General features: G+C 55.4%; 17 protein-coding genes. 6 read left to right on the forward strand and 11 right to left on the reverse strand.

Annotated elements, in window-relative coordinates:
* Positions 1–87: 87 nt before the first annotated feature.
* Positions 88–924, reverse strand: coding sequence for a 3-methyl-2-oxobutanoate hydroxymethyltransferase (locus K3727_21800; protein ID UWQ93628.1), 837 nt, complete (start codon positions 922–924; stop codon positions 88–90).
* 18 nt (positions 925–942) lie between these two features.
* Positions 943–1,908, reverse strand: coding sequence for an NAD(P)-dependent oxidoreductase (locus K3727_21805; protein ID UWQ93629.1), 966 nt, complete (start codon positions 1,906–1,908; stop codon positions 943–945).
* A gap of 134 nt (positions 1,909–2,042) precedes the next feature.
* On the opposite strand from K3727_21805, the gene K3727_21810 reads away from it, so the two are divergent.
* Together K3727_21810 and K3727_21815 are read left to right on the forward strand one after the other, a co-directional pair.
* The gene (locus K3727_21810) at positions 2,043–2,918 is read left to right on the forward strand and encodes a LysR family transcriptional regulator (GenBank protein ID UWQ93630.1); all 876 of its coding nucleotides are present in this window, start codon (positions 2,043–2,045) and stop codon (positions 2,916–2,918) included.
* A gap of 67 nt (positions 2,919–2,985) precedes the next feature.
* Positions 2,986–3,318, forward strand: a complete 333-nt coding sequence (locus K3727_21815) for a hypothetical protein (GenBank protein ID UWQ93631.1) — start codon at positions 2,986–2,988, stop codon at positions 3,316–3,318.
* Positions 3,319–3,349: 31 nt separating this feature from the next.
* Here the strand turns inward: K3727_21815 and galE are convergent, their stop codons facing one another.
* The 7 genes from galE to K3727_21850 all read right to left on the reverse strand — a co-directional run bounded on the left by galE (position 3,350) and on the right by K3727_21850 (position 9,516).
* Positions 3,350–4,360, reverse strand: coding sequence for a UDP-glucose 4-epimerase GalE (gene galE / locus K3727_21820; protein UWQ93632.1), 1,011 nt, complete (start codon positions 4,358–4,360; stop codon positions 3,350–3,352).
* Entirely contained in the window at positions 4,357–5,388 is a 1,032-nt protein-coding gene (locus K3727_21825) for an HlyD family efflux transporter periplasmic adaptor subunit (GenBank protein UWQ93633.1), read from the reverse strand. The genes galE and K3727_21825 overlap by 4 nt, the downstream gene beginning before the upstream one ends.
* Positions 5,388–6,716 (reverse strand): glycosyltransferase family 2 protein, encoded by a 1,329-nt coding sequence (locus tag K3727_21830; GenBank protein ID UWQ93634.1) that lies wholly within the window; start codon positions 6,714–6,716, stop codon positions 5,388–5,390. The genes K3727_21825 and K3727_21830 overlap by 1 nt, the downstream gene beginning before the upstream one ends.
* Before the next feature lie 2 nt (positions 6,717–6,718).
* The gene (locus K3727_21835; GenBank protein ID UWQ93635.1) at positions 6,719–7,972 is read right to left on the reverse strand and encodes a hypothetical protein; all 1,254 of its coding nucleotides are present in this window, start codon (positions 7,970–7,972) and stop codon (positions 6,719–6,721) included.
* Positions 7,973–8,112: 140 nt separating this feature from the next.
* Positions 8,113–8,472 (reverse strand): hypothetical protein, encoded by a 360-nt coding sequence (locus tag K3727_21840; GenBank protein ID UWQ93636.1) that lies wholly within the window; start codon positions 8,470–8,472, stop codon positions 8,113–8,115.
* A 344-nt stretch (positions 8,473–8,816) separates the two neighbouring features.
* Positions 8,817–9,194 carry a hypothetical protein gene (locus K3727_21845; protein UWQ93637.1) on the reverse strand — a complete coding sequence of 126 codons (378 nt, stop codon included), beginning with the start codon at positions 9,192–9,194 and terminating at the stop codon, positions 8,817–8,819.
* 28 nt (positions 9,195–9,222) lie between these two features.
* A complete protein-coding gene (locus tag K3727_21850; protein ID UWQ93638.1) occupies positions 9,223–9,516 on the reverse strand; it encodes a hypothetical protein in 294 nt (97 codons plus the stop codon).
* Positions 9,517–9,881: 365 nt separating this feature from the next.
* Here K3727_21850 and K3727_21855 point away from each other — a divergent pair, with 365 nt between their 5' ends.
* Positions 9,882–10,154 carry a hypothetical protein gene (locus tag K3727_21855; GenBank protein ID UWQ93639.1) on the forward strand — a complete coding sequence of 91 codons (273 nt, stop codon included), beginning with the start codon at positions 9,882–9,884 and terminating at the stop codon, positions 10,152–10,154.
* Positions 10,155–10,288: 134 nt separating this feature from the next.
* Here the strand turns inward: K3727_21855 and K3727_21860 are convergent, their stop codons facing one another.
* Positions 10,289–11,383 carry an AraC family transcriptional regulator gene (locus tag K3727_21860; protein UWQ93640.1) on the reverse strand — a complete coding sequence of 365 codons (1,095 nt, stop codon included), beginning with the start codon at positions 11,381–11,383 and terminating at the stop codon, positions 10,289–10,291.
* A gap of 421 nt (positions 11,384–11,804) precedes the next feature.
* On the opposite strand from K3727_21860, the gene K3727_21865 reads away from it, so the two are divergent.
* The 3 genes from K3727_21865 to K3727_21875 all read left to right on the forward strand — a co-directional run bounded on the left by K3727_21865 (position 11,805) and on the right by K3727_21875 (position 14,880).
* Positions 11,805–12,557, forward strand: coding sequence for an SDR family oxidoreductase (locus tag K3727_21865; protein UWQ93641.1), 753 nt, complete (start codon positions 11,805–11,807; stop codon positions 12,555–12,557).
* Between the two features lie 189 nt (positions 12,558–12,746).
* Entirely contained in the window at positions 12,747–13,271 is a 525-nt protein-coding gene (locus K3727_21870; GenBank protein ID UWQ93642.1) for a hypothetical protein, read from the forward strand.
* A gap of 307 nt (positions 13,272–13,578) precedes the next feature.
* Entirely contained in the window at positions 13,579–14,880 is a 1,302-nt protein-coding gene (locus K3727_21875; GenBank protein UWQ93643.1) for a mechanosensitive ion channel family protein, read from the forward strand.
* Positions 14,881–14,930: 50 nt separating this feature from the next.
* Here K3727_21875 and K3727_21880 read toward each other — a convergent pair whose 3' ends face one another.
* On the reverse strand, positions 14,931–16,070 hold the full coding sequence (locus K3727_21880; protein ID UWQ93644.1) for an alpha-hydroxy-acid oxidizing protein: 1,140 nt from the start codon (positions 16,068–16,070) through the stop codon (positions 14,931–14,933).
* Between the last annotated feature and the right edge of the window lie 3 nt (positions 16,071–16,073).

Genomic DNA, 16,073 nt, shown 5'->3' on the forward strand with positions numbered 1-16,073 from the left:
TTTCCTGAAATGGTTGTGGGTTTCAGGTTGGCGGGGGAGGGGGCTCGTATGGGTATTTTTGGGATGCTTTGGCGGTCATGGCGGAGCCTACTGGTGAAACGGGCGACGTTTGTCCAACGCTTCGCGCAGTTTTTCATGTTCGCCCGGTTTCATTGCGACACTGGTGGTGCAGTCCGGGTAGCTGCCGTTCAGAACGGCAGCGCGATAGGCGGTCAGGCCTTTCATCCGCTCGACTTCCATTGCTGCGCGGGCCGAGGCCATATCAGCAAATGCTCTGGCGTGACGGGGCGGGTTTGGAGTGTCGCCACAGGCATCGTCCTGGAACAGGAAAATCACATCCGCGGCCCCGCCGGACCCGATCGAGTGGGTAATCAGTCTGGTGCGTGGACTGATCTCGGCAATGGCTTCGTCTGCGACGCATTCCAATTCAACCGCATAGGCACCTGCATCCTCCAGTCGGCGTAGATCTTCGGCCAGGCTCATCGCTTCATCGGCGGTGCGCCCATACGCGCGTAACCCCCCGATCCTGGTCGATAAGCGGGGCACCAGACCCAGATGCCCCTGAACGGCCAGCCCTTCGTCGGCCAACAGTTCTACGGCCTTCAAACTCCGCATGGTGTAAACCGCGTCGGCTCCGGCCGTAGCGGCGCGGATACCAGCTCGCAGTATATCCTGTTGTGTTTCATAGTCGGAGGCCATCAAAGCCGCAGTGGTAAATGTGGTGGGTGCACCTGCACGCACCTCGGCCAGGTCGTGGTCGACGATCGATAGGTGGTCGATCGCCGCCGCTTCGGCCGCTGCTGCCTCGGTTCGGTTGACGGCAGTTGTCTGCACGAATTTGCGCAGCCCCTTTCCGGCCACAATGTCCGCTACCGTCAGGTTGCGCGCGGCGGGAACCCCTCCAAAGGTGTAGATCCGTTTCATGGCTGCTACCCTTCGGTCTTATTCAGCGGCTTTCAGGGGACGGCCCTGCGGGATGACTTCGTATCCGGGTTCCTCCGGTTCATCGTCCAGCATTTCCGGCGGAAAACCCGGCGCGCGGATGTCCAGTCCAGTGGCCTCTTCCAGGCGTTTGATGATGTTGGGCGAATAACAGCGTTCGCCAAAACGGTTGATGCCGTCATCAAAGATATCGACCAGCTTGGGTGAGATTTCCAACGGTACATTGTGACGGTCGGCAACCTGCTGGAACAGGCCAGCGTCCTTCTTTACCAAATCCATGGTGAATGAAATGTCCCGAGATCCATTCAGGATCACCTGGCTTTCGGTTTCATGCACAAACGACGTGCCCGAGCTGATCTTCATCGCCTCATAGGTGGTGTTCAGATCCATGCCAGCCGCCTTGGCCGTCACCAGTGCCTCGCAGCAGGTCACCAGGTTGGCAGTGGCCAGATAATTGGTGACTACCTTCAGTACCGAAGCCGACCCGAGGTCGCCGGTATGAAGGATCCGGCGGCCCATTGTTTTCAGAAAGGGGGCGATTTGTTCAAATGTGGCCCGGTGGCACCCGGCAAAAATCGAAATATTTCCAGTGGCTGCCCGGTGGCACCCGCCTGAAACCGGGCAATCTACTGCCGCGCCGCCGCGGTCCATGACCATCGCGCCAAGACGTTTGACTTCTTCTTCGTCGGTGGTGGACATCTCCATCCAGATCTTGCCAGCCGTTACTTCGGGCAGCATCTGCTGCATGACCGCATCGGATGCAGTGGGCGATGGCAGGCAGGTGATAACCGCGTCGCAATCGCGCATCAGCTGCGCCGGGCCATCGGCCTGTTTTGCCCCGCGGCTGACAAAATCGGTGACCAGTTCGGGGTTGAGGTCATGAACGGTTAGGTCGATGCCATTGCGAAGCAGCGAACCCGAAAGCTTGCCTCCGACATTACCCAGACCGATAAATCCAACTTTCATACGCCCGTTCCTTGTTCAACTTTGGCCAGACCAGCCAAAGAAGTCTCTGACTGGTCTGTTGATTTACGAAGATTGCAATCTGAAAGTAAAACGAATAAAAAGAGCAAAAATCACCAAAAATAATTGGTTATAATATGCCCAAGTTCCCCAATCTGATCTGGCTGCGGTCCTTTGAATGCGCTGCACGGCATATGAATTTCACTGCCGCGGCTGCCGAACTGGGCATCACTCAAACAGCCCTGAGCCTGCATGTACGGTCGTTGGAAGCAGAGCTGGGGTGCCAGCTGTTTACCCGCGCTGCGCGCCACCTGACCCTGACCGAGGTTGGACAGGCTTATGCTTTTTCGCTGCGTCGTTCTTTGGGGGACATCGCGCTTTCGACGACGAGCCTGTTTGGGAGCTCCAACGCACAAGTTTTGACAGTCCGAGCTCCGATTTCCACAGCAGCTTTTTGTCTTGCCCATAGGTTGCCGGACTTCATGAATTCTCATCCTGGCGTCTCTATTCGAATGGTTTCGAACATTTGGGCCGAATCCGCCGGGCGTGAGAATGTGGATGTCGAGCTGCGTTTGGGGATCGGAGGATGGGATGACGTCCCGGCGCGGAAAATTTCTAAGGAACGGATTGTTCCGATCTCCAGCCGGACCACTGGCTCCAAAACCCTGTCCGTCCAGACATTGCAGCAGGGATCTTTGGTTGCGATCCTGGGATTCGAGGATATGTGGCATCGATATCTGACGGCTTTTGGTCTGCAACCGACGGATGACACGCCGCCCTATGCCGTGGATACAACGGTGGCTGCCGTCGACATCGTCGCTGCAGGTGGTGGACATGCCCTGGTGCTGGAACGGTTTGCGGCCTCGGCCATTGCGGCTGGTCGATCAATCTCTATCGTTGGGGATCCGGTCCCAATTGAGCAGAGCCATTTTATTCTCGGTGGTTCCATGCCGGACGCAAGTGGCCCAGCGAAACAACTGTTTGAAGCGTGGTTGGAAGCGGAGTTTGCATAGGCCAATGTCCCTTGTCGCCTTTTGTGCAATTCGCGCTATTGTGGAATGGAATTGTTGCTGAACATTCATGGAGCATTCTGAAGTGACCGAGCGATTGAAATTTACAGATTCTCGATGGATGGCGCGCCGGCTAAAGGCCGCCAGGGCCTTGTTGGGTGCAACCCGCGAAGAACTTGCCTTGGGTGCAGGTCTGGCAACGAAAATCATTGAAGAAGCCGAAACCGAAGTATCGTTTCCAACAGCGCCGGAATGGTCAAGAATACTCAATCACTTGAATGAAAACGGTGTCCGGGCAACGGAATATGGTGTTGAATTTGATCCTGCCATAGTTGAACGCCCGGAACGTGCCGCTCTTATCTGGTCACCCAAAGTCATCAAGGATCCGTTGTTTCCGGGGTGATATGTTCAGCTCCGGGACGACCGCGAACCAATCAGGCCTGATACCCTTCCGGGTTGCGGCTTTGCCAGTTCCAATGGTCGCGGCACATGGTGTCGATGTCACGCCACGCGCGCCATCCGAGCAACTCCAACGCTTTTGACGCGTCTGCAAAGCAGCTGGCCGCATCGCCTGCGCGACGGTTTTGATGTTCTACGGGAATGTCGCGACCCGAGGCGCGGGCAAAGGCATCGACCATCTCCAGAACTGTTGAACAATTGCCTGTGCCAAGATTGACTTCGAACAGCGTCGGGGCCTCCAGCACCTTGAGCGCAGCAATGTGACCCTCTGCCAGATCGACCACATGCAAGTAATCCCTTTCGCCCGTGCCATCGAGCGTTGGGTAATCGTCTCCAAAAACTTTCAGAGATGAACGCAGACCACTGGCAACTTGGGCGATATAGGGCATCAGATTGGTTGGGACACCCTTGGGGTCTTCACCGATTTCGCCGCTACTGTGGGCACCGACCGGATTGAAATACCGCAGGATTCCAATGGACCACGACGGATCTGATGCATAGAGGTCCCGTAGAACGTCTTCGATCATCAGTTTGGTCCGCCCATAGGGGTTCAGGGCGCGCAGCGGGTGGTTTTCGGTGATCGGCAGCCACCGGGGATCGCCATAGACTGTCGCCGACGAGCTAAAGACCAACCTGCGAACATTGCAGTCTTCCATAGCATCCAATAGCGAGATCGTCCCAAATACGTTGTTGTTGTAGAAAGACAGCGGGTTCGAGACGGAGTCTCCCACCGCCTTGAGGCCCGCGAAGTGAATGACGCCGCCGCACCGGTGCTCTTGCAATGTCTTGCGTATCAGATTCCTGTCCTGGATATCGCCCCGAACAATATCCAACGTCCGTCCAGCCAGGCGTTGAACCCGGCGCAGCGCTTCGACATGACCGTTTGAAAAATTGTCGTAGACCACAACCTCATATCCTTGCTCCAGCACGGCGAGACAGGTATGCGCGCCGATGTATCCGGCACCGCCTGTTACAAGGATCTTCATTTGAATCTCACCTTTACTGGCAGGCCTTCGACCCAGGTGTCCGGTTCCTGGTCCAGCGCAACGACGACTTTGATCGCGCGTTTGGACCCTTCAAATGGCCCGGCCAATGCCGCAGGAATGGTTTCGGCGATTTGTGGAGGTTCCTTGACCACCCCGTGATATCGGGTGCGATCCGGGAATATGACGACCACGGCATTGCCGACATTGGCGCTGCTGATGCTTTCCGGCTGGAGGAACACATTGACCACCGGAGCGTCATAATTTGACAGCTCGACCAGCGGTGCGCCTTCGGTGACATATTCGCCTTCTTTGACAAAGACGCGATTGATCACACCGTCCCTGTTGGCGCGGGTATCCAACTGCTGTTGCTGAACTTCGGCGACAGCGATTTCCAGTTCAATAGCGCGGATTTCATCGGCCAGATCATGGGTGTAACGCAGGCTTTCCAGCCGCTCGAGGTCGACAATATGTTGGCGTTCATCATGCGACAGCGCCCGGCGCATTTCGTTAAGTTGCATTTGGTCAGCCAGTTTGAACAGTCCCTTTTCGGCCAGTTGCTGGTAACGGGCGGCAATCCTATCCTGCTTGCGGCGGGATTCCTCCAGCCGTCGAGTATAGACGCCCAATGTCTCCTTTAGGTTGGCAATCATTTGATCCTGATAGATTTTCAATTCTTCCAGGTTGCCGCTCCAGTGTTTTATCTTGCGATCTATTTCTGGTGACGACAACTCAAGAAGCAGTTGCCCGGACGAAACACTGTCCCCAAGCGCAACAGGGACCGAAGTAACGAAGCCGGGGTCGGATGCGCTGAGATGAATGGGTTCTGTGGTCAATATACCATCGGCGCGAACCAGGATTTCTTCTTGCAACACCAACCAGCCCCAAATCAGGATCGGGCTGATTACCAGCAGGACCATGAAACGCCAACGCCACCGAAACCCGGCGCGCTTGGGTGCAGCGTAGTTGACTTGAAATCCTTCGTGGTTGGTAGGGTCTGTTTTCTTGACACCGTCGAACCGCACTTCCATCAGAACCTCCGCCCCCGTTTTAGAACCCACCAGGGGGCCATGTTGGATTCCTCGTGTCCGCGTCTGAGCACTTCGTTCAATGTGGCAAACGCGGCGAACACCCGCAGTATTAAGGTATAGAGTGGATAGGCCGGCAACCAAGTCCAGGCGATGCTGTCCTTGGTCATGCGTTCGGATACACCAACCCAGAACACCCCGAACAGCAGCGCTGCAAACACCAAATACATTGAATATTGAAGGGCAAAAATGGCGACTACGAACTCCAGCGGATAGATCGCCAGTATCCAGATATTGAAGGCAACGATCAGCACCGGGAACAGCACGTTTTGCAGCACTCCGTAGACAAAGGTGAACACCAATGTCTTGATGCCCAACAGGCGCGGCGAAAACGCATTCCGATGTTTGCGCAAATACAGGAAAACCAGATCTCCGTCCCAGCGCAGCCTTTGGTTCAGCAGTTGTTTGAAGGTTTCAGGCGCGTCTGTGTGCCCGATTGCGCGCCCGGCAAACGGGATCCGCATATTCGGGTGACGCCCGAAATACTGTTTGATCCGAACCGTCAGGTCCAGGTCCTCGGCTGTATGTGTGTCCCAGCCGCCTATCTGCTTGAGAAAGTCACGTCGAAAGGCTCCAAAGGCCCCGGAAATATTGTTCAACAGGTTCCATTCACCCAGTCCGGTCTTTCCGCCTTGAATCGAAATCATGTATTCGAACGCCTGCATCCGGGTCACCAGGCTAACGCGGTCGTTGCGTACCCTCAGCGCCCCCCCAACCGCAGGTACATTTGGATCGTCAAATTCGCGAATGATTTCGACCATCATGTTGTTGTCAAAGGATGTGTCGCCATCTGCATTCATGACAATATCTCCGGTGGCCGCGTACAGGCCGGCGTTCAGCGTCGACACCCGCCCACCGCGTTGCCATTTTGGCAATACGACCAACTTGCGCTTGGGGTATCGCTGAACGACGTCTTCACAGTCCAGAGCCGCCTGATAGGTGTCACCATTCTGTACTGCGCCATCAATCACCGCGATGATTTCGATGTTACCGGGATAGGTTTGTTCACACAGGGTCAGGATGGTTTTTATAATTGCGTCCCCTTCGCCGTAGCAGGTTATGATGCAGGACACATCTGGATGAGAGGCCAGAGGTGGCCGTCTGTCGTATCGCCAGCGCCATTTTAACATGCCCGCCAGAACCACCAAGGTCAGTGGTGCCTCGACCAGGATGATCAGCGGCACCAGAATATACAGCATCACCGGATCCGACACGATGGCACCAAGAATACCCCAGACCGTGTCAAATATGGCTGACGGGTCCAGTGTCATGTTCAATTCGCCTTGTCGGCAAAACGATCCAACCAGCCGCGCGCATCTGGTCCGATCCGGGGCTGGGGCAGTGTTATGGCATCAACGGTCAGTTTGAGCGGGCTGTTCTTTTGGGCATCGCCAATCGACTTGATCCGCTGCACGAACTCTTTGGTCTGATCCTGACCTTGTTCAGGAAACAGAACCATTATTGTGTTGGGATCTCGGTAATGCAGAACCGCTGTTTCAGGTAACAGAGATCCAATCTGGTCGCGCAACGATTGGGTGCGGGCGCGGTCTTGATCGCTGACCTCTGGTTGGTCCAGAATGTCGACCCGGGCCACGACCGAGTTCGAACGCGCCATAGAGTTCAACCAACTGAGTGTCCACAGGAATTGCTCTGGTCCGACGGCTTCGCCAAAGGCGCGTACTTGATCTTCGGGGCTGCGCCCCCCTTTCAACAGCGCTTCTCCGGCTGGACCCAGCCCGTAGGAACGAAATGTGTGTGTCTGCAAATCAGTTTGTGCATTGATTGTTCCGCATTCCAAACAGGTTGCTTTGATCCGAGGGTCGTTGAACCTTTCGCCACATCCACAGCAGCGCATGCGTTCGATGGGGCGGTCGTAATCGGTTCCGATGTGTTTCAGGGCGGTGTCGCACTTTGGACAGATCAATCGTTCTGCGCGCCGAAACAGGCCCTGTTCGCCAACAAATCCGCAGGTGAAACAATGAATGGCCTGTTCGCGTTTGATGTCCAGCGCATCGCAATAGGGACAACGATCTACATAATTCAGATGAGCGCTGGCGCAGGTTGCACAATTTCGGGTCCTGTCGATGACAGAAATGGGAATGATCAACTCCCGTTGGCACGCCCGGACCAACCAGGTGTTGGCAGCTTCGACTCCCAACATGTCGAGAACGGGATAGCGGTAGATTTCAGGCCTGCTCAGATCTATCACCGGCGCAACCGTGCGGGTATCAAGGTGCCAGAGCCAGCTTAGGACCACGGCTTCGCTGGATTGGTCCTGGAGCAGTGCGTTCTTGTCTTGTCGTGCACGGGCTTTTGTCAGAACCGTAGCCAAATCATCCGGAAGGCCACCATCCGCCAAGGGATGATCTTTTGCGTCCTGAGAGTTCAAGAAAATGGGCGTGGTTTTGTCGTCTGGCGCGGACCTGAGAAGAGCCAAGTCTGTCACACGGGGGTCATCCACGACAATGGCGTCAAACGCTTGCCGCGAAACCGGATCATTCAGGTCACAGGCGTCTAAGGTGGTCACGGAATACTCCGGGCCAAGAACCAAATCGGCATTGGCCCGAATGTGGAGAATTCCAAAAACTGTCATTAACCAGGCCTCGATAACCAAATTTCAGACAAAAATCTTTCTGATTTGATTTCACATAACTTTGAGACCAAGTGTCAAGCTGCAAGCGCTGATTGGGCAGGTTTGCCCAGAACGGCCTCTTCGACCCGTTTGACCGACGGGGCCGGAACATTGGCCGGAACATCGGTGGGAACCAGAACCAAACTGGCGACCTGTGAGCCCGCGTCCGAGGCGGGAGCGACACGCGCGACAACGCGCCACAGAACTTCGGGGAGGGGGCTGTTGGTGTTGCTCTGAACCCGCAGCAAAGACCCGGTATCCAGAACGGGCGCCATCCCAAAGGGAGCCGGAACCACTGCGCTGAACCCATTGAAGGCACCTGCATCGACGGGTAAAACCCATGTTCCATCGGAAGCCTGAAAGAGGTGGCGAAAGCTGGTGTCTTGAAAGGTCATCTTGTGTCTCCATCTGTTGAACCGGGAGACTGTTTCAGTCGGGTTGTGGGCAGATTGTCTGACCCCGTTGCGTCATCCGGTTAATACAAAGATTGGGAATGTCCGTCATTTTCGCATGTGATTTATGGACAAGTTCATTCGGCTTCTTGCCAATACGCCATGATCGGGAAATGCGCGCGAAAGCCGTGACACACACCAACTCTCCCTGTTGGGCTATCGCGCGCGCTCCGGTCTTGAGCCGGAGATCTGTTATGGATCATCAAAGACCCATGGTTATTCGTCGGCTGTGCTCGCTCTGCGCGGTGTGAGTGTCACGGGACGCAAAGCGTTTTTGCACAGCGTGATCATTTAGAGGACCGCATGCGGCTTAGCCGACTGATCGGGCCGCGCACCACCGTATAGGGGAGTGCGCACAGGATAAGTGCTGCCAAGACGGCAATGGTCAGTTTGATCGACCCGAAAGAGACATATTGGTAGAGGCAATCCAGGATGATGGCGACAACAAACACTTTGCCAATTGCCTCCCAGGCACTTTTGATCCGAGCGCGGCGTTGGCCTGGTCGCGACAGCAGGGCCCACAAATAGGGTGGCTCGCCTGTCGCTGCGTCCTTGCGGCCGTCAATCACCGCAAACACCAGCGCCATTGTCGGTTGCAGCAAGAGGCGCAGGTGAAAAGCGCCATCCGAGCGAGCAATCAGACCGTTCAGGATTTCATGTTCCATGTCTCTCTCCCTGTTTGAATTCTGTGGATCAGCCGTTGGCGTTACGCTGTTGACGTTCGCCTTGTTTGCAATTGCGTTTGTCGTTTCCGACCAGCCCGTTGTCCTGGCGGCAGTCCTGGCGATCGAACCGGCGATCCTGGCGATCGTCGCGGCGATCAGTGCGACGGTCCTGGCGGCGATCCATGCCAACGGTCTGGGCCAGTTCATAGCTTTCGAATTGTGCATTGGTCTGAGCGGTGGTGCCGGTATCAGCGAAGGAAGCGGTGGCCAATGTCAAGGCGGTTGCGGCGAAGGCAGTTGCTTTTGCGAAGGTGTAGAACATTTTATTTTCCTCTGGGTGTGTGTTGTGTGTCTGGTTGTGGTGCCTGACACCCTAGAAACTAGGTTTGTTCTACACTCGCCGCTTTTGATGATGGGACGGAGGTGTGCGATTATGGGACATCGAACCTTTTGCTCACACGCGTTTGTGGCGGGCATTTCAAATAGGGATGGCCGTTCTGAAGGGCAGAGGAGCAGGTAATTTCCGGGCTATGGTAACAGGCGGCGGGTGGAGAGCGTTTGCACAATGGGTTGGCCCAAAATCACAAACAACCGACCCAAATTCAAAATTTATCCGTTTGCCGCCTCCCTAAATTGAATGACAGAAGGCGGCCACATCGGACGCCATTGTCAGAAAAGGTTGGACCCATGACAAATACTCGCAAAAACACGCTGCTTTCTTCTCTTGTTGCTGCTCTGGTTTTGGCAATGCCGATGTCGGCACACGCCAATTATGTTGCTGAAAAAGCCGTCAAGGGTGCTGTTGCCGGGGCTGTCGTAGCCGAAGCCACCGGTGGAGACGCGGCCCAAGGTGCCGCTGCCGGAGCTGCCGTCGGTGCCGTTGCCGGTGCCGTTCAAAAGGACAATTTTGAAGATCACCGTGCCCATCACCGAAACAACGGCCATCGCAAGCACCGCTAAGCGATCGCGAAACACCCGGAATGGGTTCTCCCTTCCAACCGAGGCCGATTTTCCATTGGCCCTCTGCTTCAAACCCGATTGGCAAATTGCTGGTCGGGTTTGTTGCGGTTTGGGAGCGGGCGACCGACAGAGGTTCAAATGTCCTTCTGATACGCACGCGGGCTTTGGCCGGACCATCGACGAAAGGCTGTGGAGAAGGCTGCGTGATCCCCATAACCAAGGTAAAAGGCGATCTCTGAAATGCTCAGACCGTCCCTGAGGTAGGTTTTGGCCAAATCATATCGCAGGCTTTCAACGATATCCCGGAACGTCAGGTTTTCCGGTTTCAGATGGCGGGTTAGAGTGCGGCGGCTCATGCCGAGATCGGCGGCTACTTCGTCGGCCGTCAGGATTCGACCGGGCAGCTTGGCGATCAGAAGGGCTTCGACCTTTGCTCTTACGCTTTGTCGACGCAACCCTGCCTGTTTCATCTGGGTATCGGCCAAGTCGCTGAGATAGGAAACAAGTTCCGGGTCATGGGTTCGAAGCGGCAGATCCAAAGCACCGGGTTTGAACTGCAACCCGCTATAACTGGATTGGGTCTGGATCGGGCACCCGGCCAATTTTTCAAACACGCGCTGGTCACCCCCGAATTCGTGCTGCAAACATAGATGGTCGGGGTGAAATTCGACTCCGGCAATTGCTCGCAACCGGGCAAGCATTCCAAACAGGCGGAATTCCTGGAACCTGTGATGGCGCAGGAGTGCACCGTCCGGCGTTACGATTTTCAGGGTGTCGTGACCGTTCTTGGTCATTAGGCGGAATTCTGTTGATGTGTCCGTCAAACCATAGGCCCGTGTGCCGTTTACAATGGCCTGACGCAGAGTGGCCGAACTGCGTGCGATATAGGCGGTCAACGTGTTGGCCTGACGAAATGCCAGTCCGGCACGCGCAGCAAAAGTAATGTCCCCAGCAGCACGACTGGCTTCTCGCAAAAATGTGGCTTCTTGCTGGGGGGAGAAGTCGGCCTCGGATTGTGTGCCCGGTTCAACTCCGACCCGGCGCAGCAATCTGTTCAGCTCTTCATCACCCAATTCGCGCCCGACAAAGGTGCAGATGTGCAGAATACGTCCGTTTTTTGCGGTACTTTTCCCTGCGTTTCCCTTGGGGATCATTGCGCCCTCGCGTTCCATCTGATGCTCAAACTTTAGGGGCTTGTGAATTTGAGACAACCAAAATGTCGAAGCCATCAACCAATTCAAACCTGAACAACGCGGAATTTATCGCAGCTCAAACTTGGCCTGCTCCCCGACTTTTGCGGAAAACATTGTCGCGTCCAGCGTTGCAGAATTTGTTATGGCAGGACATCTTGCGCACTTCTTGGCTTGCAACGGCCTGAAAAAGTGTCCGAAACTGCCTTTTACGATGCCGGGACAATGCGCCGGGCCAAATTGTCGTACATAGGTGTTTTCCTGGGGTCGTGGGTTAAGGCGGAACGTGACATCAGGGCCGTGGATCTGGTTGCCCTTTCGGGATCGATTTGAACGTGGGCACACCGGGAAAACAGGTTGGGTGTTTCCATCTGGATCTACCCGGGGCCCACCCCCGATTGAATAACGTAGTAAGTTTCTGCGATTGGGCAGCAACGCGAAGTTGGGAGGAGACGGCAACATGACGAGCGCAACTTCGGCGATTATTACCGGCGCGGCGTCCGGAATCGGCGCTGCCGTGGCCATGAAACTGGCGCGACCGGGTGCTTGTTTGACCTTGCACACACGTCAGTCGGCCGCTCGCTTGGAAGACGTGGCCCGACAAGCGCGTGCACGCGGCGCTGAGGTGGAAGTTGTCTTGGGCGACCTGTCTGAAATCGGAACCGGGAAGCAAGTGGTAGATGCGCATCAGGCCCGCTTTGGCATGTTGGATGCGTTGATCGCCAATGCAGGTTTTCCGTTGTTCAAATCGCTGGAGGACATGCAGCCCGAGGAAGTCGAGTATGCTTTTCGGGGAAACAGTCAAAGCCTGTTTGAGCTGGCCCAGACAGGTCTGCCACTGCTGCGCAAATCGCAGCATGCGCGGATTGTTGCGGTCAGTAGTTTTACCGCGCATGTGTTTCGCACCGATATGCCGCAATTCCCAGCATCCGCCGCGTCCAAAGGCGCAGTCGAAGTTGCTGCGCGAAGCCTGGCTCTGGCTTTGGCGAAGGATGGGGTTACAGTCAACTGCGTCGTTCCCGGATATATCCGCAAGGATTCCGAAACGTCGGCTGGTTTGGGTCAGGATGCTCTGCGCGAGATTGAAACCCGTATCCCATTGGGCCGCCTGGGCACCCCCGACGATGTGGCCGCGTGTATCTGTTTCCTCACTGGTCAAGGCGCTGCCTATGTAACCGGGCAGGTCTTTCATGTGAATGGTGGATTGATCTGATCCAGGACCTGCAAGGTTGGAAGGGTGTCGCATTGATCGAATCCCGGTCGCCATCCAATGTGGTTTTACGTCGATCCTGCGCTATCTCTTTCGAAACAAGTTGGAATTAAATGATTGTAATTAGCCCGGATGCGGATCGGTTCGTTATTGCACCAAGAGGCAATGAACACTGGGCACAGGAGGAATAAAATGACACGGATTTTGATTTTCGTTGGAATGGCAATTGGCGTGGCATTGGTCGTGTTGGCGTTGGTTCCCGAAGAAGAGCCAACCGTTCAGGACAAGCTGGAACAAGCCCGGGAAAACCTCTCTGAAGCGGCAGAATTGGCAAAAGAAGCCGCCGAAGAAAAAGCCGACGCTTTGGCGTCAGAAATTGAAAACAAGGCAGACGAAGCGGCGCAATCCGTTGGTGCAACTCTGGAAGGTTTGCAAAAACAGGCCGAAGATTTTGCAGCTGGAGTCACCACGTCGATGGGGGATCGGTCGGAGGAACTCGCCGATTTTACGCTGCAGTTCGAACAGGCCCTGGCCCCGGGCGGTGCGCTGCATCACACCGGTTTTGACCCGGCAAACGCAAGCAAGACATTGGAACAGATGGGGCTGGACCGCTCCGAGGCGGACCGGTTGTCAGCGTGGCTGGCCGATGTGTATGCGACCCCGGGAAACATCGAAGAGACATTGGACGAGTTGCTTGAAAAACTGAAAGATCTCTGAGGGTAAGTGATTTTGCTGACACAGGCTTTGTCTTGGATGGCCGCACTCGCGTTATGTCACAGTGCACGGACAGATCGAACCCTTTGCCATTACGGCACGAACGATAGAGATCAGTCATTGGGTCTGGTTTGTAGACAATGAGTCGAAACCTGAATGGGGCGGCGAAGCCGAATGATATTGATGCGGATATGCTAAGGTACTTTCATTTATCACAGTGAATTTTCGCGGTGATCTCGGTACAATACCGCACGACAATTTGGGTGACATGTACACCCGGTGCAAGAACATCAAAAAGGGAGCGCCCAGAATGGCCGCAAACTTCCATAAGATATTTCGCCACTGGGCATTTATTCTGCTTGGGTTTATTTTCTTTTGTCTTGTGGCGGTTGTGACGCCTGCATTGGCAACATCGGATCAATTGTCGGAAAGGGCTTCGGTCAAGGACGTCAGCGCCGAAGATCTGGAATTGTTCGTGGTGCCCATGACCGTCGAAAAATTGGCCGATCTGGCTGTGGTTTGGCAGAACCATGTCTCCAATAGCATCGAAGATTACGTGCTTTTGAATCTTGGGATCCAGTCGGCTTCTGATGAACAGGCCAGCGCTCTGCGCGAACAGGTTGCCGACAAGGTTGCCGCCAACGCATTGCGGGAACAGAATTACCAGATTGTGCTGGATGCATGGACCCGCAAGGGCGGCAAACCCGAAGAGATTGCCGTCCATAAAAACTATTTGAAAGCGGTGGATACAGCCGCCCTTCAGGCCAGTGATCCGCGAACGATATTGTCGCTTGGCTGGGACTGGCTGACGTCCAGAGAAGGAGGCCTGGGTATTGTCGTCAAGGTCGTGTTCTTCGTCGTCGCCCTGATGGTTCTGTTGTTTGTCGCCCGTTTTGTTCAACGCTTGACGGAACGCGGTTTAAAGAAGATTCCGTCGATGTCTCGGCTGCTCAGAAACTTTGTGATGATGGTGGTCTATTGGGCCACGATTGCAATTGGTTTGATGGTGGCGCTGGGGATTGCCGGGGTCAATGTGACACCGTTGTTCGCGGTATTTGGCGGGCTCAGCTTTATCTTGGGTTTTGCGTTGCAGGACACTTTGGGGAATTTGGCCAGCGGGTTGATGATCATGGTGTTGAAACCCTTTGACACAGGCGACTTCATCGAAGTTGGTGGTATCGGCGGAACGGTCGATACAATGACGGTCGTGTCGACGCAGATCAGAACTTTTGACAATCAGATCATTGTGGTTCCAAATTCAAAGATCTGGGGCGATGTCATAACCAATGTCAGCGCGGCAGAAACGCGACGGGTGGATCTGGTTTTCGGGATTGCATATACGGATAGCGCGGCTCACGCGATCAAGGTTCTGACGGCCATTGTTGCGGCCGACGAACGGTGTTTGAGTGAACCGGCTGCCGAAATTTTTGTCGGTGAATTGGGTGACAGTTCCGTGAACATCTTTTGCAGGCCCTGGGTGGCGACAGATGATTATTGGGGCGTGTATTGGGGGATCATGGCCAAGGCAAAAGAGCAATTTGACGCCGAAGGCATTTCAATTCCGTTCCCGCAGCGCGATGTACATCTGATCACAACGCCCCAAGAGGCCTAGCGGCAGGGACGAAAACCGGACACAGCCGAAACAGACTAGCCGCTCGGCGTTCAAAAAACGGGCGGCTTGTTTGACCAGATCTGGGTGCTGGTCTTCAGATCTTCGATATTGGTCGCGCCGACTTGGGCCATCGTCAGGCTGACATCCTGGCTTAGAATGTTCCAAACGGTCCGCAGCCCATCCATCCCTGCAGCGGCAATCGCAAACAGGAGAACCCGCCCCAGGAAGACAAAATCAGCGCCCATTGCATAGGCTTTGACAATATCTTCACCGGAACGAATACCTGAATCATAAAACAATGGAAAATCCGGGCCTATGGCTGTGCGAATGGCGCGTAGGGCCAGAATAGCGGGCGGCGCGCTATCCAACTGGCGGTTGCCATGACTGGACACTTGAATCGCATCCGCGCCCGCATCCCGCAGACGCAAGGCGTCTTCTGGGTGCAAGACGCCCTTGACTACCAGTTTGCCAGGCCAGGCCGCGCGCAGTGTGTCGAAATAGCTCCAATCCGCGGCGGCACGGCTTTCGGTGCGATCAAAGACATAGTCCGTGCCGTCAAAGTTGGCCATCTTCGGACTGCCTTTGGCCAATGTCGTCAGAGACCAACGGGGATGCAGGGCAAAATCCACAAACTGGCGCGGACCGATGCGAAACGGCATTTTGAACCCGTGGCGCAGTTCGCGTGGACGACGGCCGACTTCGGGGACGTCCAGAGTGAGGACCAGGGTGCCATATCCGGTCCGTTTGGCCCGGTCGACCAGCTTCAGCGTGCCGCTGCCATCGCCGCTGAAATACAGCTGAAACCATGCCGTGCCTCCTGACGCTTTCAACAGGGTTTCCATGTCTGTGGAGGCCACGGTTGACACGCCATGTGGAACGCGGGTTTCTCGGGCAATCTTTGCCAACATCAAATCTGCACCGGGCGCGGCGAGATTGCACATCCCCATCGGACTGATGCCAAAGGGGCTGAGGCTCAGCCGGTCAAACAGGGTCACCGACAGATCACGGGTGCTGACATTGCGCAAAACCCGCGGCGTCATGCGGATGTCCTGAAGGGCGCGGCGGTTCAATTCGGCACCGTACTCTGTGCCCGCCGCCCCATCAATATAGTCGAACACCATCCAGGGCAGACGTTTGCGCGCCAGACAGCGCGCATCGGCACAGGAATGGATGCCGGTTCCAAATTGCATTGT

The sequence above is a fragment of the Rhodobacteraceae bacterium M382 genome, from assembly GCA_025141015.1.
Taxonomy (GTDB): domain Bacteria; phylum Pseudomonadota; class Alphaproteobacteria; order Rhodobacterales; family Rhodobacteraceae; genus Aliisedimentitalea; species Aliisedimentitalea scapharcae.

Excerpts from the sequence above, each read along its gene's own strand:
- K3727_21840 (UWQ93636.1), bottom strand. The coding sequence starts at position 8,472 with ATGACCTTTCAAGACACCAGCTTTCGCCACCTCTTTCAGGCTTCCGAT.
- K3727_21865 (UWQ93641.1), top strand. The coding sequence starts at position 11,805 with ATGACGAGCGCAACTTCGGCGATTATTACCGGCGCGGCGTCCGGAATC.
- K3727_21875 (UWQ93643.1), top strand. The coding sequence starts at position 13,579 with ATGGCCGCAAACTTCCATAAGATATTTCGCCACTGGGCATTTATTCTG.
- K3727_21855 (UWQ93639.1), top strand. The coding sequence starts at position 9,882 with ATGACAAATACTCGCAAAAACACGCTGCTTTCTTCTCTTGTTGCTGCT.
- K3727_21815 (UWQ93631.1), top strand. The coding sequence starts at position 2,986 with ATGGAGCATTCTGAAGTGACCGAGCGATTGAAATTTACAGATTCTCGA.
- K3727_21805 (UWQ93629.1), bottom strand. The coding sequence starts at position 1,908 with ATGAAAGTTGGATTTATCGGTCTGGGTAATGTCGGAGGCAAGCTTTCG.
- K3727_21870 (UWQ93642.1), top strand. The coding sequence starts at position 12,747 with ATGACACGGATTTTGATTTTCGTTGGAATGGCAATTGGCGTGGCATTG.
- K3727_21825 (UWQ93633.1), bottom strand. The coding sequence starts at position 5,388 with ATGGAAGTGCGGTTCGACGGTGTCAAGAAAACAGACCCTACCAACCAC.
- K3727_21830 (UWQ93634.1), bottom strand. The coding sequence starts at position 6,716 with ATGACACTGGACCCGTCAGCCATATTTGACACGGTCTGGGGTATTCTT.
- K3727_21860 (UWQ93640.1), bottom strand. The coding sequence starts at position 11,383 with ATGGCTTCGACATTTTGGTTGTCTCAAATTCACAAGCCCCTAAAGTTT.
- K3727_21810 (UWQ93630.1), top strand. The coding sequence starts at position 2,043 with ATGCCCAAGTTCCCCAATCTGATCTGGCTGCGGTCCTTTGAATGCGCT.
- galE (UWQ93632.1), bottom strand. The coding sequence starts at position 4,360 with ATGAAGATCCTTGTAACAGGCGGTGCCGGATACATCGGCGCGCATACC.
- K3727_21800 (UWQ93628.1), bottom strand. The coding sequence starts at position 924 with ATGAAACGGATCTACACCTTTGGAGGGGTTCCCGCCGCGCGCAACCTG.
- K3727_21850 (UWQ93638.1), bottom strand. The coding sequence starts at position 9,516 with ATGTTCTACACCTTCGCAAAAGCAACTGCCTTCGCCGCAACCGCCTTG.
- K3727_21845 (UWQ93637.1), bottom strand. The coding sequence starts at position 9,194 with ATGGAACATGAAATCCTGAACGGTCTGATTGCTCGCTCGGATGGCGCT.
- K3727_21880 (UWQ93644.1), bottom strand. The coding sequence starts at position 16,070 with ATGCAATTTGGAACCGGCATCCATTCCTGTGCCGATGCGCGCTGTCTG.